The organism is Parafrankia sp. EAN1pec (assembly GCF_000018005.1).
Taxonomy (GTDB): Bacteria; Actinomycetota; Actinomycetes; order Frankiales; family Frankiaceae; genus Parafrankia; species Parafrankia soli.
In genome coordinates, this window is the sequence record NC_009921.1 from 8,375,292 (window position 1) to 8,398,563 (window position 23,272).

The window sequence follows — 23,272 nt, forward strand, 5'->3', positions numbered from 1 at the left end:
GGTGGGCCGGGGTTCGCCGTCAGGAGACGAGGGCGACGCGGCCGATCTCGGGCAGGCTCTCCTTGATGCGCTTCTCGATCACCGCGGTGACGGTGGCCGAGGCGCTGGAGCAGCCGTTGCAGGCGCCGACAAGCCGGATGTGGACCTCGGCGGTGCCCGGCTCCCCGTTGCCCGCGAGCACGGTGACGAGTTGCACGTCGCCGCCGTCACCCTGCAGGAACGGCCGGATCTCGGCGATGACGTCCTCGACCTGGCCGCGCAGCCGGTCGTCGGCCTCGGCGCGCTCGGGCTCCTCCGGGGTGCCGAACGAGTTGCCGCAGCCGCACGAGCTGGTCGCGTTCGGGTTGGTGAAGGTGAACCCGGAGGAGGTCAGCGACTCGACATAGTCGATCCGCAGCCCCCTCAGATGCCCCATCATCGACGAGTTGACGAAGACGTCGAACCCGTCGGAGTGGATGACGATGTCGTCGCTCTCGGCTCCGGGGGCGAGCGCCAGGTTGTAGGTGAGGCCGGAACAGCCACCCGGGTTCACGCCCACGCGCAGGCCGAAGCCGGCCGTCTCCACGCTGCCGCTGAGCAGGGTCCGCACCTGGGCGCGGGCGCGCTCGGTCAGTTCGATGGTGCTCTGGACGAGGGTCATGACCGCGCTACCTCCAGGTCTGTGACGTCGGTGCCGGCGCTGTGGGAGCCGGTGCCGACGGAACGGGTGTGGGCGGGGCGGGCACCGTCGGCGCGCGCCTTCTCCGGGGTGGTCCGCTCCGCGCGGGACTTCTCGGTGCGCGGGTCGGTACGGGCGTGCTCGACGTCGTGGCGGTGGCCGGAACCGGCGGCGTGGCGGTGGCCGCCGCCGGAGCAGGAGCCGGACTTGCCACCCCCACCCGAGCAGGAGCCGGGGCGGACGGTGACGGCGAACTCGAACGGGTCGTCGTCCATGAGGTCCGGGTCGAGCAGGTCGACGTCCACCAGTTCGGCCTGGACCAGCTCGGCCTCGGCCATCTCGGCCTCCACCTCGTCGAGGTCGATCTCGTCGAGGTCCGCGAAACCGGTGCCGGCGGGGTCGGGGTTCACCGGGACGGCCGCGCGGGCGGCCGCGGTGAGCCGGCCGCCGACGGTGGCGACGGCCTTCTCGATCAGCTCGTAGACCTCGACCGGCTCGATCCCGGCGGCCTCGAGCGCGTCGTACGGCCCCGGGCCGATCTTGCTGCACAGGACGGCGGAGCAGTCGGAGAGCATCTCGATGGTCTTGTCGAGCACCGAGGCGCCGTCCCCGCACTCGGTCGGGCCCTCGCAGTAGCGCTGCACGTCGCGGGTCTGGACGAGCCGGGCCCAGCTGCGGCCGGCCTCGTAGATCCAGAACTCGGAGGCGTGGCCGAAGTGCTGGTTGACCACGCCGCTGCCCTTGGTCGCGACGGCGACCAGCACGACGTCGTCGGGCTTGGTCGCCGGTCCGGCGACGGTCACCGTCTCGCGCTCGGCGCGGGTCTCCTGGCGCCACCGCTCGATCTCGGCGTGGGCGGCAAGGCGGCCTTCCAGGTCGTAGGCGATCTCGCGGCCCTGGTAGGTATCCGGGGTGAACTCGTCACCGCGGTCCTCGCCGAGCAGGCCGACGGCGTCCGCACGGCACTGCCGGCAGTGCCGCATCATGTTCATGTCGGCGCCGTCTTCGCCCTCGCAGCGGTCCTGGAGAGCCTTGAGCTGCTGGGGCGTCGGGCCCGGCTGGCCGGCGAGGCCGAACACGGTGCCGTGCTCCGGGGCGGAGACCAGCGGCATCACGTTGTGCAGGAAGGCACCGAGCCCGCGGACGGTCTTCGAGACCTCGACGAGGTGCTCGTCGTTGACCCCCGGGATCATCACCGAGTTGACCTTGGCGAGGATCTTGCGCTCGGCCAGCATGGCGAGGCCCTCGAGCTGGCGCTCGGAGAGGATCTTCGACGCCTCCCGGCCCGTGTACTTCTTGCCCTTGTAAGCGACCCAGGGGTAGATCCGCTCGCCGACCTCGGGGTCGATCATGTTGATCGTGATCGTGACGTGGTCGACGTTCAGCGCGGCGATGCGGTCGACGTGGTCGGGCAGGGTGAGCCCGTTCGTCGACAGGCACAGCTTGATGTCGGGGCAGTCCCGGGCGACCAGTTCCAGGGTGCGGAAGGTGCGCTTCGGGTTGGCGAGCGGGTCGCCGGGGCCGGCGATGCCCAGCACGCTCATCTGCTTGATCTCGCTGGCGACCAGCTTGACCTTGGCGAGCGCGTCCTCGGGGGTGAGCAGGTCGCTGGTGACGCCGGGCCGGCTCTCGTTCGCACAGTCGTACTTGCGGTTGCAGTAGTTGCACTGGATGTTGCAGCCGGGCGCCACCGCCACGTGCATCCGGGCGTAGTACTGGTGCGCCTCGGAGCTGTAGCAGGGGTGGTTGGCGATCTTCTCGGCGATCTCCGGATCGGTGGCCGGAGTGCTGCTGCCGCAGCTCTTCTTGGACGCGCAGCCGCCACCCGGGGCGGGCGCCGCGCCCTGGGCGGGCGAGCCGTTCTGACCAGGTGTGGCCGTCCGACCGGTCAGCAGCTCCGCCGTGGCGGCGGGCAGCACCGGAAGCATGACGGGCTCGTTGTTCACGACAGCCCCTCCTCCTTGTCGGTGGTCCCGCTGGTCACGGCGGCGCTGCTGTCAGCCGCGGAACTTGTGGCATGGGCGGTGGCGTCGGCGGCCCGGCTGGACGGGGAGGTCTCCCGCACCGCGGCCTCGAGCTCGCGCTCGAGGGCGCCGACGACCCGGCCGTTCTCGAACGCGACGGCGTAGACGATGTGCTCCTGCAGGTACAGGCCCACGTTGATGACCTCGCCCCGGGTGCCGGGCTCGACCAGGATCTGGCCGGTCGCGATGTTCGGGTCCGGGAAGGTCCCGTCCTGGCGCAGGGCCTTGGTGGTGGCGACGACGTCACCTACGTCGAAGGTCGACTTCATCGCTGCTGGCCCTTCTCGTCGGTCTGGGTGGTCGCCGGTCGCTCGACCGTGATCTCGGACATGGGGACGAACCCGGCGGGCTCTGGCGCGCGGTCCTTCAGCACCTTGAACAGGCGGTGGTCCAGCGCGGTGGCCGTGGTGAAGGCCTCGTAGGCGCGGATGAGGGCCGCCCGGTAGTCCCGCAGCAGCACCTCGGGGGACACCTCGGCGTCGGCCCCGTCGTGCAGGCCGGCGATCTCCTCGGCGAAGAAGCGCAGGATGTGCAGCCGGTTGACGGCCACCACCCGCGGGTCGTAGTCGACGTCGAGCAGGTCGAAGTACTGCTCGGCGGTCGAGCAGCGGCGGAACTCCTCGAGCTGGCTGGTGAGCGCGCTCATGCTCCCGCTCCCTTCCCGGTGCCACCGGCGGCGCTGGCGCGCAGCTCGTTCTCCAGCAGCGCGATCTCGGCGTAGGCGTCGTAGGTACGGCGGGCGAGGTCGAGGATGTTCTCCCAGTTGATCGGGAGGTCCTCGGCGAGGTCGTGCAGGTCGAGCTTGAGCTGCGAGGCCTTGCTGTTCAGCTTGCGCAGCCGGGTCTGGACGGCGGCGACATCGGTGCCGGCATCAGTGCTGGTGCTGGTGCTGGTCTCAGGAGTCATCGCGGGCGACCTCCCTCCACTGGTCGACGAGCTTGGCGGCGGCGGTGACCATGGCCTCGCCACGGGCGGCGAGATCCTCGAGCGAGTTGAAGCCGAAGCGCTGGACGTCGCGCAGGACGTCGGAGAGCACCACCAGCCGCCCACCGAACACGATCACCCGGCCGAAGCCCTCGTGGTTGAGGTCGAGCACGGTGGTGGTGATGACCCCGGTCGTCTTCTCCACCGAGGCGGCGACGGCCTGGTAGAAGGAGCGCACGCGCCCCTCGATGACGGCGTCGATGTCGCAGTTGGAGGCGATCTGCCGCCGCTGCTCGCGGGTCAGAATGAACGGGCTGATCAGCTGCGCGTCGGGCAGTCGGTCGAGGTTGCCGTAGGTGTCGCCGGCGCGGAGCTGGTCGACGAGATCCCGCAGGAACCCCTCGAACTGGCCGCCTGCGGTGGGGGCCGGTGCGGTCATGCCGTTCCTCCCATGGTCATCGGGGTCGAGGTGGCGGGGTCCGCGGAGGTCGGGGTCCAGGCGGGGGCCACCTGCGGGCTGTGCGCCCGCAGGACCTTGCGCAGCCAGGGCGGCGGGTTGCCCGCGAGCACGCCGACGAACTTGGCGAGCAGGGCGTCGATCTCGGTACCCACGGGGACCTTCATCGGGTGGATCCGGGCCTTGACGACCTTCGCCGCCGCCGTCCCTCCGATGTCGCAGACGTTGAGGATCGCGCAGTCGACGACCGCCGCGAGCCTCGAGGCGATCTTGTCCTCTTCGTCGTCCTCCGCGGGCCCGAGCTCTCTGGTCTCGAACAGGTGGAAGCCCTCGGGCCCGACCTCGTAGACGTCGAACCGGCGGCACCAGCCGAAGTGCTGGTCCACGGCGTGGCCGTCGCTCGTCGCAAAAGCGATCTTCAACATGGGGACTCCTGGCACAGAACGTCGAGCTGGTCGAACGAGTCGAGCGGATGTTCGCGGACGTCGTGGCGCCCCGGGCGGTGATCGGCCCGGTGGTTCGCCTGGTGGTCCGCCTGGTGGTGGTCGAGCAGCCGGTTCGCCGCGTCGACGAGCAGCCGCAGGCTGCCCCCGTACCCGGCGGTCGTGCGCAGGGCCGATCCGAGCCGGTCGTAGATCGGGAATCCGACGGCCAGGTGGGCGGCGCCGATACGGTCGGCGACCGTGCGGACGTGACTCGACCCGATGAGCAGTTCCGCGCCGCCTTCGAGGGCGCGTTCCTCCAGGTCGGTCAGGTCGCCGATGACGATCTCGTCCCAGGGGGCGGTGGCGAGCACGGGAGCGTCCGTCGGCGACACCGCCGCGACGATCTCCGCGCCGACGTCGTGCAGCAGGGAGCCGACGGCGACCAGCGCCTCGGGCTCCATCGCGAGCGCGATCCGCGCCCCGCCGAGGACGAAGTGGGTGTCGAGCAGGCCGTCCGCCAGCCGGGCGCGGGCCCGCCGCACCTCGGGCGCCGGTCCGCGTCCCGAGCGGGTCATCAGCTCGGCGACCAGGCTGTCCACCGCGGCGAGGCCGCTGAGGTGGTCGTGCTGGACGAGGTCGGCGGCGGTGCGCGCGGCCAGGTCGACGCCGGCCTCCGCGGCGGTCGCGCCGGCGGTGATGATCAGGCCGGCCTCGTCGAGGCGGCGCAGCTGCGCAAGCCCCGTGCCACCGGTCGTCGTCGGCTGCCAGGACGGGGCCAGGTGCCCGTCGAGGGAGCCGGAGAGATCCGGGACCAGCACCGGCGCCATCCCGAAGGAACGGATCAGCGCGCAGAGCTCGTCGAGGTCGGCGGCCGACAGGGACGGGCCGACGAGCACGGCGACCGTCTCGGGCGCGGAACCGGTTCCGGCGCCGAAGCCCGAGCGCGTACCCGGGTACTCGTCCGAGTCGGCGTGGTCGAAGGGGACGGTGGCGACCAGCGAGCGCAGCGCGGCCGACCAGCCGTCCGACAGCCCGCCGGCGAAGTCCGGCGTGGACACCCGGACGATCAGCGGCGCGCCCTCGGGGGTGGTGTGGTTCATCATCGCGATGTACTGGCGGACCTGGCCGGCGACGTCCTCGCCGCTGACCTCGGTGACGCCGGTGGTCAGCAGCCCGATGATCCGCGGGTTCTGCTTGGCGCGGATGCCGTCCAGGTTGGCGACGAGGTCGTCGCCACTGCCGAGCACCGCGGACACCTCGGTGACACCGGTGGTCTGCAGCGGGACGGGCTCGTTGAAGTGCCGGGTCAGCAGCGCCTTGGCGAACGAGGCGCAGCCCTTCGACCCGTGCATGACGGGCATCGCCGCGGCGAGGCCGAGGAAGACCAGTGCCCCGCCGAGCGGCTGGCTGAACCGCAGCGGGTCCAGGCCGGGCCGGCGGTCACTCGTGACGACCCTCGCCATCACGCCACCCCCTCGACGTCCCAGGGCGCGGGGGCGCGGACCTGCTCCCACACCGGGTTCGACAGCGCCATGTCGAGGCGGCGGGCCAGCTCGACCGCGCCGCGGTAGCCCGCGTAGGGGATGTGCCGCTCCTGGTTGATGTCGAGGAACGGCAGCCGGCCCTTGAGCGCCGTGTACTGGTTGCGGCCGCCGGCGACGAGGATGTCCGCGCGGGTCTCCTCGGCGATGCGCAGCAGCTCGCGCGGGCTGCCCTCGGAGACGATCCTGGCGTCCGGGCCGAGCAGTTCGCGGATCTTCTCGACGTCGCCGTCGGAGCTCTTGGTGATGCCGTTCGCGACGACCTCGATGCCGAGGTCCTGCAGCGCGGAGACGATCGACCAGCTCTTGACCCCGCCGGTGTAGAGCACCGCGCGCCTGCCGGCGAGCCGCTCGCGGTAGGGCTCCAGGGCCAGGTCGACGGCGGTCTGCTCGAGGGCGATGACCTCCTCGGCGCGCCGGGCCAGCTCCGCGCCGCCGAGCAGGCGGGCGAACTCGCGCAGGGTGTCGTTCATCGCGCGGACGCCGTAGAAGCTGCCCTCGAACCAGGGGATGCCGTAGCGATCCTCCAGGCCGCGGGCCAGGCCCAGCAGCGCCCGGGAGCAGACGACCATCGTCGCGCGGGCCCGGTGCGCCGCGGCGACGTCCGCGTAGCGCGCGTCGCCGCTGATGCAGGCCCGGACCCGGATGCCCATCTTGGCCAGCACCGGCAGGACGTCCCACAGCTCGCCGGCGATGTTGTACTCGCCGACCAGGTTCACGTCGAGCTCGGTCACGTCGGGCGGCTCGACCGTCCCGATGACGTGCTCGAGCAGGGCCTCGCCGGCGAGGCGGTTGCCGAGGTTCTTGTTGCCGGCGAACCCCGGAGCGTGCACCGGGATGACCGGGACGCCGGTGTGCTCGGCGGCCGCCGAGCAGACGGCGTCGAGGTCGTCGCCGATCATGGCGGTGACGCAGGTCGAGTAGACGAACACCGCCGGCGGGTGGTGCCGGCGGACGGCTTCGAGAATGGTGTCGAACAGGCGCTGCTCGCCGCCGAAGATGACGTCCTGCTCACCGACGTCGCTGGTGAAGCCGCGGCGGTAGAGGTCGGGGCCGGAGGAGAGGCTCCCCCGCCCGTCCCAGGAGTTTCCTGCGCAGGCGATCGGGCCGTGCACGACGTGGGCGCTGTCGACGATCGGAACCAGTGTGATCATCGCACCGTCGAAGGTGCATCCGCCGCTGGTGCCGCCGGGCGCGGGCTTGGGGCACCCGGCCTTGCGCTCCTTGGCGGACTTCTCGCGGTTGTGATCACATGCCGGTTCGGTGAATAGCGTTGCACGGTCAGTGGCGGCCATGGCGATCTCTCGGCTTAGGGAGGGTCGTCCCCTCGGTGAGCTGGGTGAGCGGGCCGTTCGATGGACCAGCAGTTCTTCTGAACCGGGGTGGTGCTGGCGGGTGGTGCCGGTGGGTGGTGCCGGTGGGATGGTGGCCGGCCGGCTGGGGCGCCGGCCCCGGCAGTGGCGGGGCACCTGCCTCCGCGGCGCGGGGGGCGCGGTCCCAGCGCGCGGGCGGGGGCCCCGGCGGAGCGGGGGCGCGGGGCCGCCAGCCGGCCGACCACTGGGAAGGCCGTGCGCGCCGCCCGGGGGACACCGGACGCTCAGGAGGCGTCCCCCGGACGGGGCCTAGCGCACGGCGTCGTAGCTATGGTCCGGGCTGGTCCGGTCAAGCTCGTCCAGCACGGTGTTCACGAGCTGCGTGAGCAGGTGCAGCCCGCCGGTGTAACCGACGATCGGGAAGCGGTGCAGGTGGTGCCGGTCGAAGATCGGGAACCCGACCCGCACCAGCGGAACGTTCGCCTCCCGGGAGATGTACTTCAGGTAGGTGCTGCCGATGAGCAGGTCGACCGGCTCGGTGAAGACCAGCGACCGCAGGTGCCACAGGTCCTTCTCCGGCCAGACGGTGGCCGCCTCGCCGAACTTGCTCGCCGAGAGCACCTTCTCCATGCGGGCCTTGAAGGTGGTGTCGGCGTTCGTGCTGAGCACGTGCACCGGGATCATGCCGAGCTCGAGCACGAAGCGGGTCAGCGCCACGACGAGGTCCGGGTCGCCGGCGATGGCGACCCTCTTGCCGTGGAGGTAGGCGTGCGAGTCCGTCAGGGCGTCAACGAGACGGCCGCGCTCGACGGTGAGCTCGGCCGGGATCTCGACGCCCGCCAGCCGGGCGATCTCGGTCAGGAACTGGTCGGTGCCGCGGACCCCGATCGGGGTCTCCAGCACCAGCGTGTCCTGCTTCCACACGTCCCGGATCAGCTCGGTGGTCTTGCGGGTGGCGGACTCCTGCAGCAGCACGGTGGCGCGGCTGAACTTCGCCTTCGCCGCCTCGGCCAGCGGCGTGCCACCGGGGTAGAGGTCGTACTCCCCGTCGGCCGGCGAGTCGAGCGAGTCGGCGTGGTCGCCGAGGATCAGCGGGTCCACGCCCATGAGCTCGAGCACGCGCCGGTACTCGCGGAGGTTACCGGTGTAGGTCTCGAAACCGGGGATGATGTTCAGCCGGGGCTTCCCACCAGCCTTCGGCTCCGTCGCGTCCGCCGACTTCGTCAGGTTCTCAAGGATTCCCTTGAGCATGCTGTCGTACCCGGTGATGTGCGAGCCCACGAAGCTCGGGGTGTGGGCGTAGGGAACCGGGTAGTCGGTGGAGATCACCTCCTTCTCCTTGGCCGCGCCGATGTAGGCGAAGAGGTCCTCACCGATGACCTCGGCCATGCAGGTGGTGCTGACCGCGACCATCTTCGGCTTGTACAGGCTGGTCGCGTTCTCCAGCGCCTCGACCAGGTTGTTCAGGCCGCCGAAGACCGCCGCGTCCTCGGTCATCGACGTGGATGCCGCGGGGACGGGCTCCTTGAAGTGCCGAGCGAAGTGGCTGCGGAAGTACGCGACGCAGCCCTGCGAACCGTGCACGAGCGGCAGCGTGCCCTGGAACCCGAGGCCCGCGAGCACCGCACCGAGCGGCTGGCAGGCCTTCGCCGGGTTGACGGTCAGCGCCTCCCGGGCGAAGTTCTTCTCCCGGTACTCCCAGCCGCGGGTCCACTCGAGGACGCGGGCAACCTCGGCGGAGTCACTGCCGTTCTCGAACTCGGTCTTTCCCTCGAACTGCTTCTGGTAGACCTCGTCCTTGAACAGCTCGCTGTGGTCGAGGACCCGCAACGGAATGGAACTGCCTGTCTCGGGAGTCGTCGTCACCGGACATCCTCCTTTCTACCGTGACTGATGGCCGCCGGCGATCGCCGGCGGAGACCGGAAAATCCGGTCAGAACACCTCTCCGGCCTTCGACCAGGGGGTCTCCATGAGGTCCCAGGTCGGGCTGTTGATCGCGATGTCCATGTCGCGGGCGAAGACCGCGAAGCCGTCGACGCCGTGGTACGGCCCGGAGTAGTCCCAGGAGTGCATCTGGCGGAAGGGGATGCCCATCTTGTGGAAGACGTACTTCTCCTTGACGCCCGCACCCATGAGGTCCGGCTTGAGCCGCTTGGCGAACTCCTCCAGCTCGAACGCCGTCGGGTCGTCGTAGAGCACGACGCCTTCCTTGAGCTCGGCGTACGTGCGGGTGTAGTCGTCCTTGTGCGCGAACTCGTAACCGGTGCCGACGACCTCCATGCCGAGGTCCTCGTAGGCGCCGATGGTGTGACGGGGACGCAGGCCGCCGACAGCGAGCATGACGCGCTTGCCGTCGAGGCGCGGCTTGAACGCCGCCGTGATCTCGTCGAAGCGCTTCTGGTAACGCGCGATCGCGGCCTCGGTCTTCGCCTGGATCGTCTCGTCGAACTTGGCCGCGATGGCCCGCATCGAGTTGACGATCTTGGTCGGCCCGAAGAAGTTGAACTCGATCCACGGAGTGCCGTAACGCTCCTCCATGGTGGTGCAGATGTAGTTCATGGAGCGGTAGCAGTGGATCAGGTTCAGCTTCGACAGGTGCGTCGAGGCCATCTCGTTCAGCGTGCCGTCGCCGGACCACTGGGCGATGACGCGCAGGCCCATGTCCTCGAGGATCCGCCGGGACGCCCAGGCGTCGCCGCCGATGTTGTAGTCGCCGATGAGCGCGACGTCGTACGGGGTCTCCTTGAAGGACTCGCCGCCGGTGCCGAGAACGTGGTCGCGGACCGCGTCGTTGGCGATGTGGTGGCCGAGCGACTGGCTCACCCCGCGGAAGCCCTCACAGCGGACCGGGATGACCGGCTTGCCAAGCTTCTTCGACGCCGTGCGGGAAACCGCCTCGATGTCGTCGCCGATCAGACCGATCGGGCACTCGGACTGGACCGAGATGCCCTTGGCCAGCGGGAAGAGCTCGTTGATCTCGTCGCAGACCTGCTCCAGCTTGGGGTCACCGCCGAAGACGATGTCCTTCTCCTGGAAGTCCGTGGTGATCTGCATCGCGGTGAAGTTGGTGACACCCCACGGACCGCGGGCGTAGTTGCGCCGGGTGGCCCAGGAGTACTGGCCGCAGCCGACCGGGCCGTGGCTGATCGTGACCAGGTCCTTCACCGGGCCCCACACCACGCCCTTGGAACCGGCGTAGGCACAGCCACGGATCGTCATGACCCCGGGGCGGGACTTGATGTTGGACTTGACCTCGCACTCCTTCGACCCCTCGGGGTCGTTGGCCTTGAGGTGCTTGGCGCGGAACTTGGCCGCCTTCTGGGGGTACTGCTCCAGGACCTCGGCGATCATCGCCTCGGTCTCGGCCCGCTGCGGAGCCGGAGTCGTCGTCATGATCGGGACCTCATCCTCGACAGTGTCAGAGCAGGTGGCCGGAGCCTCAGGCGACGGTCGCGTTGGCCTTCTGGCCGATGATCGACTCGTCTTCCTGCTCCATGATCCCGAACTCGATCAGCAGTTCCTCGAGCTCGTCCATGCTGATCGGGGTGGGGATGGTCTTCATGTCGTTCTCGTCGATCTTCTTGGCCAGCTGGCGGTACTCGTTGGCCTGGCTGTTCTCGGGGTCGTACTCGATGACCGTCATCCGGCGCAGCTCGGCGTGCTGCACGACGTTGTTACGCGGGATGAAGTGGATCATCTGGGTGTTGAGACGGCGGGCGAGCTCGATGATCAGCTCGTCCTCGCGGTCGGTGTTACGGCTGTTGCAGATGAGCCCACCGAGGCGGACACCGCCGGAGTGCGCGTACTTGAGGACACCGCGGGCGATGTTGTTCGCCGCGTACATCGCCATCATCTCGCCGGAGGTCACGATGTAGATCTCCTGGGCCTTGCCCTGGCGGATCGGCATCGCGAAGCCACCGCAGACAACGTCGCCGAGGACGTCGTAGGTGACGAAGTCGAGGTTCTCGTAGGCGCCGGCCTCCTCCAGGTAGGTGATGGAGGTGATGACGCCACGGCCGGCGCAGCCCACGCCCGGCTCCGGGCCACCGGACTCGACGCACTTGATGCCCCACTGGCCCTCGACCAGGACCTCGTCCAGCTCCAGGTCCTCGACCGAGCCCTTCTCCGCCGCGAGCTGGATGACGGACGTCTGGGCCTTCGAGTGCAGGATGAGGCGGGTCGAGTCAGCCTTGGGGTCGCAGCCGACGATCATGACGCGACGGCCCATCTCGGCCATGGCAGCCATGGTGTTCTGCTGGGTGGTGGACTTGCCAATACCACCCTTGCCGTAGAACGCGATCTGGCGCATTGCATTCTCCTCCTGGAGCTGCGTACGCACGCACGGTTTCGTGCAGTGCGTCCCGCGGTTCGGAAATCGGTTGCGGTCGTGGCCCCGCGAACCGACTGGGCGCTGGTAGCTCGCCCTCCCGGCTTGCCGCGATATGTAGAAACCGTAGGAGGGATTCATTTCGGACGCATGTACGTCGGTAACCGCTCCGTTAACAAGAAATCGACCCCACGGGGTGCTACCTCACCACTCAGGAAAGCCTGAAGGATAATTCCGAGGATAAGTTTTTGATGCGATTCCTGGGCCGCCCCGCGACCTGCACGTGCGGCGGCACGGGCCGCGGCGGAAAGCGCGGCACAGGCCCACCGGGGGCACCCCCACTCGGCGGCCGATTCGGTTTCAGCCGGGTCAGCGGGCCGTTAATCAGGAGTGTCCTCCCTGGTGACCGCCCCCGATATACCGGCTCTGGTGTGACGTACAACACCGAATCGCGGGCCCTGAGTACTCGGTCACCCCCGCACCTGCGCCCGGCAAGGCCATACATATCCGCGTTTGCGGAACTCTACCACCAGATTCGTCCGCGTTCGCGGCGGACTATCGTCCTAATTGCGGGTAACGGGGGTCGCGGGCCCCTCCCGAGCACCCTCGGCAGGGCTCCCCCGGAAGCGGGCCGGCCAGGCCTTTACGTTTCCGAAACCACCCGTGCCGGTCCTGCCTGGACCAGGTGCGAGAGGTCGGATAGCGTTGCCTCGCGCACACGGGATAAAAGCACCGGTCAACACCCGGCAAACAGCACCCAGCAAACAGCTCGGTCCCATCAGCAGCGGTACCGAAAGCCAGGACGGTAGGAAGTGACGGAAGCTCAGGCCGTCGACGCCTGGACCGGCTCGCCCATCACATGGGAAGAACTGCGCACCGCGGTCGTCGGCAACAACGGTGTCTATCGGATCGACATGGCAGTCCTGCGCGAGATCGGCGGCTACGGCCGGCTCGGCACCAATGTACGGCAGATCCTCAGCCGGAAACTCGCGGGAGTGGGCCTCGGCCACCTCCCCGCCGAGCTGCCGTCCTACCAGGACAAGCAGGTTCTCCTGTACCAGTACGGCACCCCGGCGGCGGAGATCGTCGACGCGCTCAGCGAGGGTGCGACCGACGGCGCGGAGTCCGCGCTGCTCCGGTTGAACTCCTCGCAGGACCTCGCCAAGGTGCGGGACGCCTCGATCAAGGCGGTCGAGCTCCTGTCGATCCTCAGCGAGCGGTGCAAGGACTGCCAGGGTCCGCTGCACTGACGCCGGCCGCCCGCGGTAGGGCGGGGCAGGGCACCCGGGCTCCCCCGGAGGTCCGCTCCCGGTCCCTCGGTCAGCATCGGAAGGTCACGACCCGAGCGTGACGTCCGCCGGACGGGTCGGAAGGGCCGGATCGGCCCGTCCGGCCGGGAGGACCTTCCCGCCCCGTATGCAAGCGCGGCACACCCGCGCACACGAGCACGTCACCCGCAGCCGCAGCCGCAGACCGTTCCGGTCGCCTGTCGGCACCGCCGCCCACCGCCTCGCCTGTCGGCACCACCGGCCAGCCGCTCGGCCCGCGTCTCCGGACCCTTCCGGAAACCTCATTCCGCTTTCCGCCGCGACGGCGCCGTTCCGTCGGCGGGCTGTCAGCCGAGCGACGAAGCTAGACCGCACCCCCCTTTTTGCTGCATAGTGCGCCGAGCGGGAATGTTGGCGAACGGGGGGCGGATGGCACTGGGTACAGAAAGTTCCGGTTCGAATACGGCTCCGGATAGCACACGCGCGCCTTCGGCGGGGCTCGGTATCGCCGTCGCGTTGTTGACCGGAGTGGCGGTCACACTGGCGCTGGCGGTCTACTCGAAGACCCACGACCCCGCCCGTCGGCCGCTGTTCACCCTGGGTTTCTCCGGCATGCTGCCGATGAAGGCCTGGCTCACCACGGCCGCGGCCATCCTCCTGTTCGTCCAGCTCACGACCGCCCTGTGGATGTGGGGGCGGCTGCCCGGAGCCGGCCGGGCACCCGGCTGGACGGCGCCCGTACACCGCTGGAGCGGCACGGTCGCGTTCGTGCTGACGCTGCCCGTCGCGTTCCACTGCATCTGGGCCCTCGGATTCGCCAGCAGCGATTCTCGCGTGCTCGTGCACAGCCTCGCGGGATGTGTCTTCTACGGCGCCTACGCGGCGAAAATGCTCGGCCTGCGGACGCGAAAACTCCCGGGATGGGCACTGCCGGTACTGGGATCGGCGGTTCTCCTCTCCCTCGTCGTGCTCTGGCTGAGCGCGTCGCTGTGGTTTTTCACCCGTACCGACATCCCGAAATTCTGAGGAAGGCCGGCATGACGCAGGAAGCTCCGACCCGGCGCGTGGTCGTACCCGGCCTCATCGTGACCGCGGCGGGTGCCGCCGCCGGCTATGTGGTGGCCTCGGGCAGTAGCGCGGCCGACCCCAAGCCACCCGCCGCCGAGGCCAACGCGGCGGGGACAGCCGCGGGCGGGGGCGACACCGCGACGCCACTGGCCAACCTCGCCGACATCCCCGCGAACGGCGGCCTGGTCCTCGAGGACGCCAGCATGGTCCTGACCCGGGACGGCGGGAACGGCGTCAAGGCGTTCACATCCGTCTGCACGCACCAGGGCTGCAACGTCAGCTCGGTCGAGCAGGGGAAGATCATCTGCCCGTGTCACGGCAGCAAGTTCGACGCGCAGACCGGTGCTCCCGTCGCCGGGCCGGCCGGCGAGCCGCTCGCGCCGATCCCGGTGACCGTGCGCGACGACGCCGTCTTCCGCGGCTGAGAAGGGGGAGAACATGGACCTGAGCACCATCCGGGTGACCACGGCCACGGGAACGGTCGAGCTGACCCCGGACCGGTCCTACGTGATCGGCCGCAGCCGCGAGGCGGACATCACCGTCCAGGACACGAAGGTCTCCCGCCGGCACGTCGAGCTCGCCCCGGGCCCGGACGGCTGGACGGCGCGTGACCTGAGCACCAACGGCGTCTGGAGCGAGGGGGCGCGGGCGAAGCAGTTCGCCGTCGACGGCGAGATCCGCATCCGGCTGGGCGGGCTGAGTGGTCCGGAGGTCCTGCTCCGGGCGTTCCGGCCGGTCCAGCGCCCGCCGGCCGCGGCGCCGCGGCCGAAGCTCGACAACGCCGATGCCGAGACCATGCTGGCCGGGCAGGGCCGCCGGCCGGTCCCCGGGCAGGCCGCCCCGCCCGTCCCGGCCGCTCGGACGCCTGAACCAGCGGGTGCCGGGGCCGGTTCCGCCGGGGCCAGCGCTGGCGCTGGTGGCGGGGCTGGAGCTGGTGGCGGGGCCGCGCCGAGGCCCGCCCTGGGCGGTTGGCTGCGCGCGCTGCCGACCCTGGTCTGGCTCGCCGCCGTGGGATTCGCCCTCGGCGCCCTGGTCGCACTCTCCTGACACCCGGCCGTCCTGCCGCGCCGGCGGCACCGTGCCGGCACGGCAGGATGGGAGCCGTGGTCACCGTCAGCCCGGAGCGGTTCGAGGAACTGGTCGTCGCCGCGTTGGACAGCCTGCCGCCCGAGCTGGGACGACGGATGCGCAACGTCGCCGTCCTCGTCGAGGACGACTCCGCGGACGGCCTGCTGGGCCTCTACGAGGGAATCCCCCTCACCGAGCGGGGCGACTGGTACAGCGGCGTGCTCCCCGACCGCATCACGATCTACCGCAATCCGATCTGCGCCATGAGCGCCACGGAGGCGGACGTCGTGCGTGAGGTGCGGATCACCGTCATCCACGAGATCGCGCACCACTTCGGTATAGGCGACGACCGCCTGGACGAACTCGGCTGGCACTGAACCACCCGGAACCGGTGGTCAGCACCACCCGGAACGGTCAGCTTTCTCCCGGGAACGGGGGCGGGTCCTCCGAGCGCCTGCGCCGCCCGCTCAGCGAGGCCGCGACCTCCTCCAGAAGATGGTCGCGGGCGGCATCCCGGTCGTCCCGCAGTCTGGTCAGGTCGATCGGCGTGATGCCCTTGAGCAGGCCGTCCGGGTAGCACGGCCGGACCACCACCGGGATCAACCGACGCTCGACCCCGCCTTCCCCGCCCTTGCCGCCTCCGTCGCCGGCCGAGTTGTTCCCGGCGCCGGTGCCATCGCCCTCCCAGGCCGCCTGCCACTGGGCCTGGATCTCCCTGGCCGCGGTCAGGTAGTTCTCGCTCAGCACCGCGATCGTCCGGGTCGAGTACCGGACCGCGTCGTGCCACTCCGCGACGCGTCCCCTGCCCGCCACCATGTCGAAGGCGTCCAGGTGCACCTCGTACTTCGCGGTCTTGAGCTGATGGGCGATCCACTGGCCCCAGTCCTCGTCGGCGGCCGTGCACGAGATCAGGAAGTCCCACCTGCCGGTCGCCGGCGAGGGTGCGGATAGCGACTCGGGCGCCGTCCGGGCGGTTTCGCCCGAACCGCCCGGCTGAGCAGCGTCGGCGTTCTCGCGTCCCGCGATCCACGCGACACCGTCGTACTTCGCCATCGTGACCGCGACCCGGACGAAGTCCTCCGGGTCGAGCCCGCGCAGCCGCTCGATGACCGTGGACTGGTAGAGCACATCCGAGACGATCAGGGCGCTGTCCGGGCCGTCGGACCTCCGGAGGACGTCGCGCAACTCCTCGGCGTCGACCAGTCTCGCCGCGACGATCGCGGGCGTGCCGGTGAGGCCCGTGCCGTCCACGAACGCCCGGCCCTCGTGCATCGCGATGCGCAGCCGGATCCGGCCGGCGCTGTTGCGTGTGCGGTTGTACTCGCCGAGGGCGATCCCCAGCTCCCGGGTGAAGTCGGCGACCACCGTCTCAGGGGGTACCCGGCCGTCGATGATCAGCATGAATCCGTCGCCGCGGTCGTTGAAGTGCATGAGACCTGGCGGGATACCGACGGCAGCGGCAGCCCGTGCCGTGATGGCGCTGATGCCCTTGCGCCACTCCAGATGGACGAGCGCCCCGTTCTTGCTGAACCCCACCGCGTCGACCACGACAATCGTCCCCAGGACGGAGAGCGGATCGGGTGAGCCGGGCGGGCCGGATCTCCCGAAGGGCTCGGCGGCCCGGCCACCCCCGGCGGAGGCGCCCGACACAGCGGCGGCGCTCCCGGCCGCGGCCGAAACCGGGGCTGGGGCCGAAGCCGGGACCGGGGAGCCGTGCGGCGGGCCGCCGGCCGGCCGGCGGAAGACGTCGTTGCCGACATAATCCCTGGCCGCGGCGGCCAGGATTCGGTCGGCGGTGTCCGACCCGCCCCAGCCCGACGTGACCTGCGCACCCACCGCCCGCCAGAAGTCCAGGGAGGTGAGGCTGTCCCAGCTGGGATGGCTTCCGGGGTCGATACCCGCGCGCTCCAGCAGTGATCTGGCGGAACGCTTCTCGTGGTAGACCGTCGCCAGTTCAACTAGCTCGGATTCGGAAAAGGACCTGGCCATGGACTCCCCCGTCCGGCTCGTGCATCGTATGCCGGTGCCTGATGCATTCCGACGCCCACGCGGGCCCTCCGTGCTGCCCGCCGACCGGCGTCGACCACAATCGTAGTGCCCTGACGCGGCCGGTCCGGCGCGGTACCGCCGCGCGACGCAGCGTCGGGGATACGACAGCCACATCGCGGATCGTTCGGCGCTCCGGAAAACGGCTCATCCGGACGACCGGTGACGGCGGCACCGGCGAATGGGAGGTACTCCGAATGCGACGCGGGTCGAGAAGCCTTCGAAATACGGGATCGCCGGCGGTCGTTCTGTTCGCCGGTCTCACATTCGCCCTGACCGGCTGCGGCGGTGGGAACGCCACGCCCGGGGCCGGTGGCCCCGTCGGCGCGGCGGCGGCGCCGGCACCCGGCAGTCCCGCCACGCTGCCCGGCGGCGGCGGAACCCCGTCCACCGTGCCGGGCACGGAGCACCGTGGCAACGCCGGCGCCGGCGCCGGCGCGGCGGCCTCGGCCCCGCCGTCCGCGAGCGCCCCGGTTGTCGCCGGAGCAGCGGCCGACGGGGTGGCGGTCGACGGGACGTGGCGCGGAAGCTACGCCTGCGCTCAGGGAGCCACCGGTCTGTCGCTGCGGATCGCGGGGACCGACCTGGCCGCGCTCACCGCCGTCTTCGACTTCTACCCGCTGCCGGAGAACCCCGCTGTTCCCCGTGGCTCGTTCACCATGACCGGGTCCGTTCAGGGCGGTCGGATATTGCTCGCCGGCCACGAATGGGTCAGCCGCCCCGCCGGCTACGAGATGGTGAATCTCACGGGCACCCCGAGGGCCGGCACACCCGACCGCATCGAAGGCGACGTCGACGGTGTGGGCGGATGCACGGGATTCTCAGTCGAACGCGCTACCCCCGCGGAGAGCTGACGCCCCATTTCCGGGCGTTCGCGGGCAGGATCGGTATGTGCGGACACGTCAGGCAGCGGATGGCGACTGGCCGGCCATCTGGCCGGTCTGGGAGGCCGTCGTCGCCGAGGGTGAGACGTGCATGTGGGCGCCGGGCACCGACGAGCGGAGCGCGCGAGGCCTGTGGATGTTGCCGGCACCCGCGCACGTGCTGGTGATGGAGGTCGAGGACGGCCCCGGTTCGACCCGCATCGTCGCGACAGCGCTGCTCACCCCCAGCCAGCCGGCCCTGGGCGACCATGTCGCGCTGGCCCAGCTGCTGGTCGACCCGGCCGTGGTCAACTTCGGCGGGGGCGCGTTCGGCCCCGGCGGCTACGGGACCGACCTGGCCAGCAGCCGCGGGGTCGGCCGGGCCGCCGCCGAGGGCATGGTCGACTACGCCGCCGACCTCGGCTACCGGGCGATGCAGCTCAACTCGGTGGTCGCCGCGAACACCCGGCTGGTGGCCCTGTGGAGATCACTGGCGTTCCGGGTGATCGGCACCCTGCCCGCCGCGTACCGCCACCCGTGGCACGGCGACGTGGACCTCTACGTCATGCACCGCTTCCTCCCACCCGGCAACCCCGCGCCCCGCGTACTCGCCTGAGCGGATTGGCGGATTGCCTGCCCCGGTCGACGTCAGCTCGCCGAACGCCGGGCGGCCTCGTCCGCGGCCGCGGCCGCCTGCGCCTCGGCCCAGATCTCGTTGAACAGCGCGATGCGCTCACCGATGCGCGTCCGGTCGAACTTCAGGTGGGTGCTCGTGATGCTGGCGCCCTGCAGGGCACCGACCTCCACCTCGTAACTGACCTCGTCATCGAAGAGAATGAAGTCACGGAACGTCTTGCGCCAGCCCGTCCCGCCGCTGCCGAGCTGGTCGCCGCCGGGCACCACGACACTGTGCACGATGATTCCCGCGTTACGCTGATCCTCACAGATCTTGACGAAATCCGAATTGCGCCGGATCTTCTCGCTGTTGAGGATGAAAACCCGCCGGACGCTAACGCCGCGACCCACTGCCTCCCGCTGCGCCGCAAGATACGCGCGGCCCAGCTCACTCTTCCAGAATCCGTCGCTGAAACTGCGTCGCCCACCGTCGGCAGCGGTGGTGCTGGTCGCCGAGATCGTCCGCTGGGCTCCCCGGGTGAGCGCCAGGATCCAGTCGCGGTCCTCTCCCTGACAGGTCGCGGAATCGCCCTCGAGGCCGCGAAGAAGCTCGTTCATGGCCCGGATCTCCTCGGCCACGAGCCGGCCCAGAACGGGCGACGGGGGAACGAACTTCGCGGACCGCTCGACCAGCCCGCTGATGGGCCGCGCTCCGGGGACAGCCGCCTCGACGGCCGAGCTCTCCAGCGACTCCAGCAGGCGTACGCCGCGGTCGACCCGGTCCAGCCGCCGCTCGAACCCCGAAAGGCGCTCGGCCTGCGCGTCCGCGGCCGCCTCCACTTTACTCTCGACGTCTACCAGGTGCTGAACGACAAGGACGACACCGCCGATGAAGACGGAGAGCATCATTGTCCAGGTCATCTCTCCGTCGAGTAAATAGCTCAGCAGAAAAGTAGCACCGCCGGTCGCGACCGCCACCGCAACCTGCCTGATTATCCTGACCACAGACACTCTTCCCTTCCTCTCAACACGCCGTAGGAGTGTTTCCGAAGCTCCAGCGAACGCCTTCCTCGGCCGGTGTCCGCCCGAAATCCAGGAGGAGCTGGCTTCTAGTCCGGCGAGGAGCACCCAAAATGATCGAGACTGATAGCGGCATCCCAGAGACGGGAGGACTGAGTCGATCGTTCCCGCACATTAATTGGATTGGAGCGGATCTTCATTGTCAAGCCTTCGACACCGCTGCCCCCACAACTCACTTCTTCATCAAAAAACATGAAATTGTCCGGAATCGGGCCCGGAATTTCCGCGCCGGACGGCTCCGCCACCCCGCCCACGTCAACCGCCCAAACCTCCACCCCGGCACGCACCTGAGCATGAAAAATCCTTACGCTGCGCTACAGGTACGACGCCGCCTGGATGGACAGCAAGAATGGCCACCCAGGCGATCTCCCCACCGAGCAGAAAACCCGGTAGAAACACGGCGCCCCCGACGGCGACCGCCAAGCCGAACCATCCGAACGCCGCGCTCACCTGCACCTCCCCCTGTTCGACCGTCGGTCACGCGCCGACGGAGTCCTCCTCAGCTCCCGCCTGGCAGACGCCCGCGACCCGTGCCAAGGCGGACAGGCTCGACGACGACTCGAGTCCTGCCAGCGCGAGCTGATCCCTGATCCGCCCGACCAGGCTGGACCACTCCCGCGAGAAGCCGGGACGTCTTTCCAGCGCGGCCCACACCTCGGCCAGCTCCTCGGCGACCCTCGCCCCGGGCATCCACAGGTGGAGCAGGTGATCGATCACCGGACGGAAGCGCCGCACCACCTCCTGGGCGGAATCAACCCCGATCCGACTGTTATCGAGCAGAGACTCCACCGTGGAAAGCAGCCAGTCGTGAAGGGCGAGGTCCTCGCACGCGGCCACGACGTCGGACGGATCGCATCTCCCGAGCCGCAGCCGCAGCGTACGCAGCGTTTCATCCTGGATGGTGAACTCGACGCTCACCGGTGAGACGGAAGCAGCCGGCTCGCTGTTCCGGTGAAACGACTCCGCCGACCCGGTGGGGACCGAGGGGAAATCGGAAATCCTCCGCTGCGCACCCAATAATTGTGGCAGCACGGCCGAATCAGAAGACCGCCAGGTGACGGCGAATCGTAGTTGCGTTCGGCGCGCCCGCAACGAGGTGACTCGGTCGATACCCGGCCTGCGCTGAACGCGGCTGAGCAATCGGCTGCTGACCGCGCCGAGATCGAGGGATGCCCGGGTCTGTGTTGTCAGGAATCCCGCAGCCAGGTCGTCCGTGTCAGTGCGCCCGGCGACCTCGATTATCCCCGGGTTCGCCACATAGTGCGACCACGGCAGTCTGCGCTCGCCCGCGGCTCGGGTGAGCCTGGCCCGGGTGGAGGCCTGCAGGACTGTGCCCCCGGTGACGGACGCTCGGGCCACGGCCGTTCCCGCACCGTCTGCTCTGGTGCCCGAGATGGTGGCGAGCGGGCAGTGCACGCCCACCCGTACGTCGGGCGAGAACGCATGGGCGACGGGCCTGGTAGCGCTGCGGACCCGGCCTCCCGGCACGATGTCCAGCAGCGCGGCGACGGTGGTGGCGCCGACGCGGTGGGAGTTCTGCAGCAGGGTGGTACGGACCTCGCCGACCAACATGTCCAGCTCTTCGGCGGGCTCGCGCGCCTTGGGCGCCCTCGGAACAGCCGTCGCCTTCGGAACGGCCATCAACGGCCCAGAAAAAAGTAGGAAAGACGGTCCGCGGGCTCAGGCGGCAGCGCGATGCCCTCGGCTCCCGCACGACGTTCCGTGGCCGAGAGCGCTGCCGAGTCGACCCCCACCTGGCCGAGGATCACCCGCACGGCGTGCTCGACCGGAAGGTAGCCGGTATCGAGCACGGAGAAGGTCCGGTAGGCGCAGAAAGGCGCAGGGGCCGGGGTTAGGCGGCCGATCGATGGGAAGTCGGCCCAGCGGTCCGGCAGGTCCGCGGGATCGACCGTCACCGGGCGGACCACCGTCTCGCCACCGGCCCGCAGCAGGCCCAGTCGCAGGAGCTGCCACACCGCCGCCAGAAAGGCGCACGACCAGGCATGGTGCCCGCGGTGTTCGCTCCACAGCTCCACATCGAGGAAGACCGAGTGGCGGCGCGAGCCGTTTTCCGTCGGCGGCTGCCAAGGCTCCGCGACTCCCATCGCCCTTGTCCCGGTGGTGGACGGCGAGCGGGCTCCGTTACACAGCCAGCCAGTCTCGTTCAGCGTCGGACGCGAGCCGTTCGCCCCGTAGGGCGGGTCCGCGACGAGCGCTCCCTCGACGATGCGCGCCAACGGTACGTTCTCGGCGGCGGCGCACGCCGACTCCCGCGCGATGTAGTCGATGACGATGTCCTGGGCTCGCGCGGCGGCGAGCAGCTGTGGCACCACTGCTGCCGGCGGCGGCATCTTCCCCTGGTCGGAGTAGTCGTCGACGAGCAGGCAGGTGCTCACCCGGGGGGCCCGGCCAGCACGGGCGGCGCCATCCGCGCCGCCGGCGAGCGAGCCCAGCCGCGGCCGGTCCACCCACGGCGCTATCCGCCGGAAATGCTCCGCCAGTACGCCGGCGCCGCCCGCCAGGTCTTCCGGGTAGAAATGGCCGAGTTCCACCGACAGATGGGCCAGCGGGACCTCCACGGTGCGCTCGACGGCGCTCGTCTCACGGAACACCGCGGACCCGGGCACGGTCGTCGGCCCGCCGGAGAATGGTTCCACGTGTGTCAGAGCCCCTCCCACGCGCTGTCGTCTGTCAGGCGCTTGGCGAGGTCCTCGAACGCCTGTCCGGTCTCCTCGTTGGCGATCCGCGTGGTCGAGATGTCGTCCTCGACGATGATCTGCTCACGCCACTGCAGGACCGGGTCGAGCGGGATCGAGCCGAGCATTACGCTGCGGCCGAGGCGCAGCTTCGCCGCCAGCTTCTGCAGGTCGGTGTTGTACGACTGCAGCCACACCGACTGTTCCGCCCGCAGGACGGCCAACTGTGGTGAGTCTGGTTCGAGCACGGCGGTGCGGACGAACCGGATGGTGTCCTCCAGCTCGCGGCGCCTGTGCCCGCGATCCATCCCCGTCTCGAGGATGCCGTGCGGGCCGAACACCAGGCCGGCGGCGGCGACGATGTGCTGGCGCGTCCACCGGTGGAACACCAGCCAGCGCGCGGTCTTCTCAGCGAGCGCCGGGTCGGCCGTGGCACGCAGCACCAGCTCCGTCGCGTACGACCGGCCGGCGCTGAGGTCGACGAGGGTGAGCTCGAACTCCTCGTCGAGGCGCAGGAACAGATCGCTGCACCGCCGGGCCATGGTCGCGTCGACGGGGAACTCCCCACCGCCGGAGTCACCCGGCAGCAGGGTGAGCCTGCCGGCTCCGAGCGGTCTTGCCCGCGGCCCGCCCAGCTCCGACTGCCCCCAGACGTCCAGCTGGTCCACTTCGGCCGTCCGCCCGGCGAGGTATTCGTGCAGCCCGCCGCCGGTAGCCGTGCCCTGCCCTGCCGCCTCCACACCGAAGATGGCGCCCGCGGTAGGCGAGCCGAAGTCGAAGTCGAGATAGCAGACGTCGCTGCCCTGCATCGCGCGTCGATAGGCGACGTTGCAGCTCGTCACGGAGCGACCGGTGCCGCCTTTGTCGGACGTCGCAAATATGATCATCGGAGCCGGGC

General features: G+C 70.0%; 25 protein-coding genes. 7 read left to right on the top strand and 18 right to left on the bottom strand.

Annotated elements, in window-relative coordinates; all coding sequences use genetic code 11:
* Positions 1-19 precede the first annotated feature (19 nt).
* The 12 genes from FRANEAN1_RS34305 to nifH form a co-directional block, all read right to left on the bottom strand.
* Entirely contained in the window at positions 20-640 is a 621-nt protein-coding gene (locus FRANEAN1_RS34305; RefSeq protein ID WP_020464271.1) for an iron-sulfur cluster assembly accessory protein, read from the bottom strand.
* Entirely contained in the window at positions 637-2,604 is a 1,968-nt protein-coding gene (nifB, locus tag FRANEAN1_RS34310; protein WP_020464272.1) for a nitrogenase cofactor biosynthesis protein NifB, read from the bottom strand. Before nifB ends, FRANEAN1_RS34305 begins: the two co-directional genes overlap by 4 nt.
* Positions 2,601-2,951 (bottom strand): nitrogen fixation protein NifZ, encoded by a 351-nt coding sequence (locus FRANEAN1_RS34315; RefSeq protein WP_020464273.1) that lies wholly within the window; start codon positions 2,949-2,951, stop codon positions 2,601-2,603. Before FRANEAN1_RS34315 ends, nifB begins: the two co-directional genes overlap by 4 nt.
* The gene (locus tag FRANEAN1_RS34320; protein ID WP_020464274.1) at positions 2,948-3,328 is read right to left on the bottom strand and encodes a nitrogenase-stabilizing/protective protein NifW; all 381 of its coding nucleotides are present in this window, start codon (positions 3,326-3,328) and stop codon (positions 2,948-2,950) included. Before FRANEAN1_RS34320 ends, FRANEAN1_RS34315 begins: the two co-directional genes overlap by 4 nt.
* On the bottom strand, positions 3,325-3,588 hold the full coding sequence (locus FRANEAN1_RS34325) for a CCE_0567 family metalloprotein (RefSeq protein ID WP_020464275.1): 264 nt from the start codon (positions 3,586-3,588) through the stop codon (positions 3,325-3,327). Before FRANEAN1_RS34325 ends, FRANEAN1_RS34320 begins: the two co-directional genes overlap by 4 nt.
* Positions 3,578-4,045: a NifX-associated nitrogen fixation protein gene (locus tag FRANEAN1_RS34330; RefSeq protein WP_020464276.1), complete on the bottom strand. Its 468-nt coding sequence runs from the start codon at positions 4,043-4,045 to the stop codon at positions 3,578-3,580. Before FRANEAN1_RS34330 ends, FRANEAN1_RS34325 begins: the two co-directional genes overlap by 11 nt.
* Entirely contained in the window at positions 4,042-4,488 is a 447-nt protein-coding gene (nifX, locus tag FRANEAN1_RS34335; protein ID WP_020464277.1) for a nitrogen fixation protein NifX, read from the bottom strand. Before nifX ends, FRANEAN1_RS34330 begins: the two co-directional genes overlap by 4 nt.
* Positions 4,482-5,951 carry a nitrogenase iron-molybdenum cofactor biosynthesis protein NifN gene (gene nifN, locus FRANEAN1_RS34340; protein WP_020464278.1) on the bottom strand — a complete coding sequence of 490 codons (1,470 nt, stop codon included), beginning with the start codon at positions 5,949-5,951 and terminating at the stop codon, positions 4,482-4,484. Before nifN ends, nifX begins: the two co-directional genes overlap by 7 nt.
* Positions 5,951-7,324, bottom strand: a complete 1,374-nt coding sequence (gene nifE, locus FRANEAN1_RS34345) for a nitrogenase iron-molybdenum cofactor biosynthesis protein NifE (protein WP_020464279.1) — start codon at positions 7,322-7,324, stop codon at positions 5,951-5,953. The genes nifN and nifE overlap by 1 nt, the downstream gene beginning before the upstream one ends.
* A gap of 327 nt (positions 7,325-7,651) precedes the next feature.
* On the bottom strand, positions 7,652-9,208 hold the full coding sequence (gene nifK / locus FRANEAN1_RS34350; RefSeq protein WP_020464280.1) for a nitrogenase molybdenum-iron protein subunit beta: 1,557 nt from the start codon (positions 9,206-9,208) through the stop codon (positions 7,652-7,654).
* A gap of 67 nt (positions 9,209-9,275) precedes the next feature.
* Positions 9,276-10,736 carry a nitrogenase molybdenum-iron protein alpha chain gene (gene nifD, locus FRANEAN1_RS34355; protein ID WP_020464281.1) on the bottom strand — a complete coding sequence of 487 codons (1,461 nt, stop codon included), beginning with the start codon at positions 10,734-10,736 and terminating at the stop codon, positions 9,276-9,278.
* Positions 10,737-10,782: 46 nt separating this feature from the next.
* Entirely contained in the window at positions 10,783-11,652 is an 870-nt protein-coding gene (gene nifH / locus FRANEAN1_RS34360) for a nitrogenase iron protein (RefSeq protein ID WP_020464282.1), read from the bottom strand.
* A gap of 830 nt (positions 11,653-12,482) precedes the next feature.
* On the opposite strand from nifH, the gene FRANEAN1_RS34365 reads away from it, so the two are divergent.
* The 5 genes from FRANEAN1_RS34365 to FRANEAN1_RS34385 all read left to right on the top strand — a co-directional run bounded on the left by FRANEAN1_RS34365 (position 12,483) and on the right by FRANEAN1_RS34385 (position 15,451).
* Positions 12,483-12,920 carry a hypothetical protein gene (locus FRANEAN1_RS34365; protein ID WP_018501672.1) on the top strand — a complete coding sequence of 146 codons (438 nt, stop codon included), beginning with the start codon at positions 12,483-12,485 and terminating at the stop codon, positions 12,918-12,920.
* Between the two features lie 447 nt (positions 12,921-13,367).
* Positions 13,368-13,964: a DUF6529 family protein gene (locus FRANEAN1_RS34370; protein ID WP_020464283.1), complete on the top strand. Its 597-nt coding sequence runs from the start codon at positions 13,368-13,370 to the stop codon at positions 13,962-13,964.
* Between the two features lie 11 nt (positions 13,965-13,975).
* The gene (locus FRANEAN1_RS34375; protein ID WP_020464284.1) at positions 13,976-14,431 is read left to right on the top strand and encodes a Rieske (2Fe-2S) protein; all 456 of its coding nucleotides are present in this window, start codon (positions 13,976-13,978) and stop codon (positions 14,429-14,431) included.
* A 13-nt stretch (positions 14,432-14,444) separates the two neighbouring features.
* Complete coding sequence (locus FRANEAN1_RS34380; RefSeq protein WP_020464285.1) at positions 14,445-15,053, top strand: FHA domain-containing protein; 609 nt, start codon at positions 14,445-14,447, stop codon at positions 15,051-15,053.
* 47 nt (positions 15,054-15,100) lie between these two features.
* Positions 15,101-15,451 (top strand): metallopeptidase family protein, encoded by a 351-nt coding sequence (locus FRANEAN1_RS34385; protein ID WP_041255112.1) that lies wholly within the window; start codon positions 15,101-15,103, stop codon positions 15,449-15,451.
* 37 nt (positions 15,452-15,488) lie between these two features.
* On the opposite strand, the gene FRANEAN1_RS34390 is transcribed toward FRANEAN1_RS34385, so the two are convergent.
* Positions 15,489-17,063, bottom strand: coding sequence for a toll/interleukin-1 receptor domain-containing protein (locus tag FRANEAN1_RS34390; RefSeq protein WP_020464287.1), 1,575 nt, complete (start codon positions 17,061-17,063; stop codon positions 15,489-15,491).
* A gap of 254 nt (positions 17,064-17,317) precedes the next feature.
* Here FRANEAN1_RS34390 and FRANEAN1_RS37645 point away from each other — a divergent pair, with 254 nt between their 5' ends.
* Both FRANEAN1_RS37645 and FRANEAN1_RS34400 read left to right on the top strand, forming a co-directional pair.
* Positions 17,318-17,974, top strand: coding sequence for a hypothetical protein (locus tag FRANEAN1_RS37645; RefSeq protein WP_020464288.1), 657 nt, complete (start codon positions 17,318-17,320; stop codon positions 17,972-17,974).
* 37 nt (positions 17,975-18,011) lie between these two features.
* On the top strand, positions 18,012-18,599 hold the full coding sequence (locus FRANEAN1_RS34400; RefSeq protein WP_020464289.1) for an N-acetyltransferase: 588 nt from the start codon (positions 18,012-18,014) through the stop codon (positions 18,597-18,599).
* Positions 18,600-18,631: 32 nt separating this feature from the next.
* Here FRANEAN1_RS34400 and FRANEAN1_RS34405 read toward each other — a convergent pair whose 3' ends face one another.
* The 5 genes from FRANEAN1_RS34405 to FRANEAN1_RS34420 all read right to left on the bottom strand — a co-directional run bounded on the left by FRANEAN1_RS34405 (position 18,632) and on the right by FRANEAN1_RS34420 (position 23,261).
* A complete protein-coding gene (locus FRANEAN1_RS34405) occupies positions 18,632-19,576 on the bottom strand; it encodes a hypothetical protein (protein ID WP_020464290.1) in 945 nt (314 codons plus the stop codon).
* A gap of 131 nt (positions 19,577-19,707) precedes the next feature.
* Positions 19,708-19,932: a hypothetical protein gene (locus FRANEAN1_RS42740; protein ID WP_198145410.1), complete on the bottom strand. Its 225-nt coding sequence runs from the start codon at positions 19,930-19,932 to the stop codon at positions 19,708-19,710.
* Between the two features lie 223 nt (positions 19,933-20,155).
* Positions 20,156-21,319 (bottom strand): SCO2521 family protein, encoded by a 1,164-nt coding sequence (locus tag FRANEAN1_RS34410; RefSeq protein WP_020464291.1) that lies wholly within the window; start codon positions 21,317-21,319, stop codon positions 20,156-20,158.
* Positions 21,319-22,335 carry an SCO2522 family protein gene (locus FRANEAN1_RS34415; protein ID WP_020464292.1) on the bottom strand — a complete coding sequence of 339 codons (1,017 nt, stop codon included), beginning with the start codon at positions 22,333-22,335 and terminating at the stop codon, positions 21,319-21,321. Before FRANEAN1_RS34415 ends, FRANEAN1_RS34410 begins: the two co-directional genes overlap by 1 nt.
* 5 nt (positions 22,336-22,340) lie before the next feature.
* The gene (locus tag FRANEAN1_RS34420) at positions 22,341-23,261 is read right to left on the bottom strand and encodes an SCO2523 family variant P-loop protein (protein WP_020464293.1); all 921 of its coding nucleotides are present in this window, start codon (positions 23,259-23,261) and stop codon (positions 22,341-22,343) included.
* Between the last annotated feature and the right edge of the window lie 11 nt (positions 23,262-23,272).

What these genes read in the sequence shown, in the direction of transcription:
- FRANEAN1_RS34305 (WP_020464271.1), bottom strand. Translation starts at nt 640, where the DNA reads ATGACCCTCGTCCAGAGCACCATCGAACTGACCGAGCGCGCCCGCGCC.
- FRANEAN1_RS34315 (WP_020464273.1), bottom strand. Translation starts at nt 2,951, where the DNA reads ATGAAGTCGACCTTCGACGTAGGTGACGTCGTCGCCACCACCAAGGCC.
- FRANEAN1_RS34320 (WP_020464274.1), bottom strand. Translation starts at nt 3,328, where the DNA reads ATGAGCGCGCTCACCAGCCAGCTCGAGGAGTTCCGCCGCTGCTCGACC.
- FRANEAN1_RS34325 (WP_020464275.1), bottom strand. Translation starts at nt 3,588, where the DNA reads ATGACTCCTGAGACCAGCACCAGCACCAGCACTGATGCCGGCACCGAT.
- FRANEAN1_RS34330 (WP_020464276.1), bottom strand. Translation starts at nt 4,045, where the DNA reads ATGACCGCACCGGCCCCCACCGCAGGCGGCCAGTTCGAGGGGTTCCTG.
- nifX (WP_020464277.1), bottom strand. Translation starts at nt 4,488, where the DNA reads ATGTTGAAGATCGCTTTTGCGACGAGCGACGGCCACGCCGTGGACCAG.
- nifN (WP_020464278.1), bottom strand. Translation starts at nt 5,951, where the DNA reads ATGGCGAGGGTCGTCACGAGTGACCGCCGGCCCGGCCTGGACCCGCTG.
- nifE (WP_020464279.1), bottom strand. Translation starts at nt 7,324, where the DNA reads ATGGCCGCCACTGACCGTGCAACGCTATTCACCGAACCGGCATGTGAT.
- nifD (WP_020464281.1), bottom strand. Translation starts at nt 10,736, where the DNA reads ATGACGACGACTCCGGCTCCGCAGCGGGCCGAGACCGAGGCGATGATC.
- nifH (WP_020464282.1), bottom strand. Translation starts at nt 11,652, where the DNA reads ATGCGCCAGATCGCGTTCTACGGCAAGGGTGGTATTGGCAAGTCCACC.
- FRANEAN1_RS34370 (WP_020464283.1), top strand. Translation starts at nt 13,368, where the DNA reads ATGGCACTGGGTACAGAAAGTTCCGGTTCGAATACGGCTCCGGATAGC.
- FRANEAN1_RS34375 (WP_020464284.1), top strand. Translation starts at nt 13,976, where the DNA reads ATGACGCAGGAAGCTCCGACCCGGCGCGTGGTCGTACCCGGCCTCATC.
- FRANEAN1_RS34380 (WP_020464285.1), top strand. Translation starts at nt 14,445, where the DNA reads ATGGACCTGAGCACCATCCGGGTGACCACGGCCACGGGAACGGTCGAG.
- FRANEAN1_RS34385 (WP_041255112.1), top strand. Translation starts at nt 15,101, where the DNA reads ATGGGAGCCGTGGTCACCGTCAGCCCGGAGCGGTTCGAGGAACTGGTC.
- FRANEAN1_RS34390 (WP_020464287.1), bottom strand. Translation starts at nt 17,063, where the DNA reads ATGGCCAGGTCCTTTTCCGAATCCGAGCTAGTTGAACTGGCGACGGTC.
- FRANEAN1_RS37645 (WP_020464288.1), top strand. Translation starts at nt 17,318, where the DNA reads ATGCGACGCGGGTCGAGAAGCCTTCGAAATACGGGATCGCCGGCGGTC.
- FRANEAN1_RS34410 (WP_020464291.1), bottom strand. Translation starts at nt 21,319, where the DNA reads ATGGCCGTTCCGAAGGCGACGGCTGTTCCGAGGGCGCCCAAGGCGCGC.
- FRANEAN1_RS34420 (WP_020464293.1), bottom strand. Translation starts at nt 23,261, where the DNA reads ATGATCATATTTGCGACGTCCGACAAAGGCGGCACCGGTCGCTCCGTG.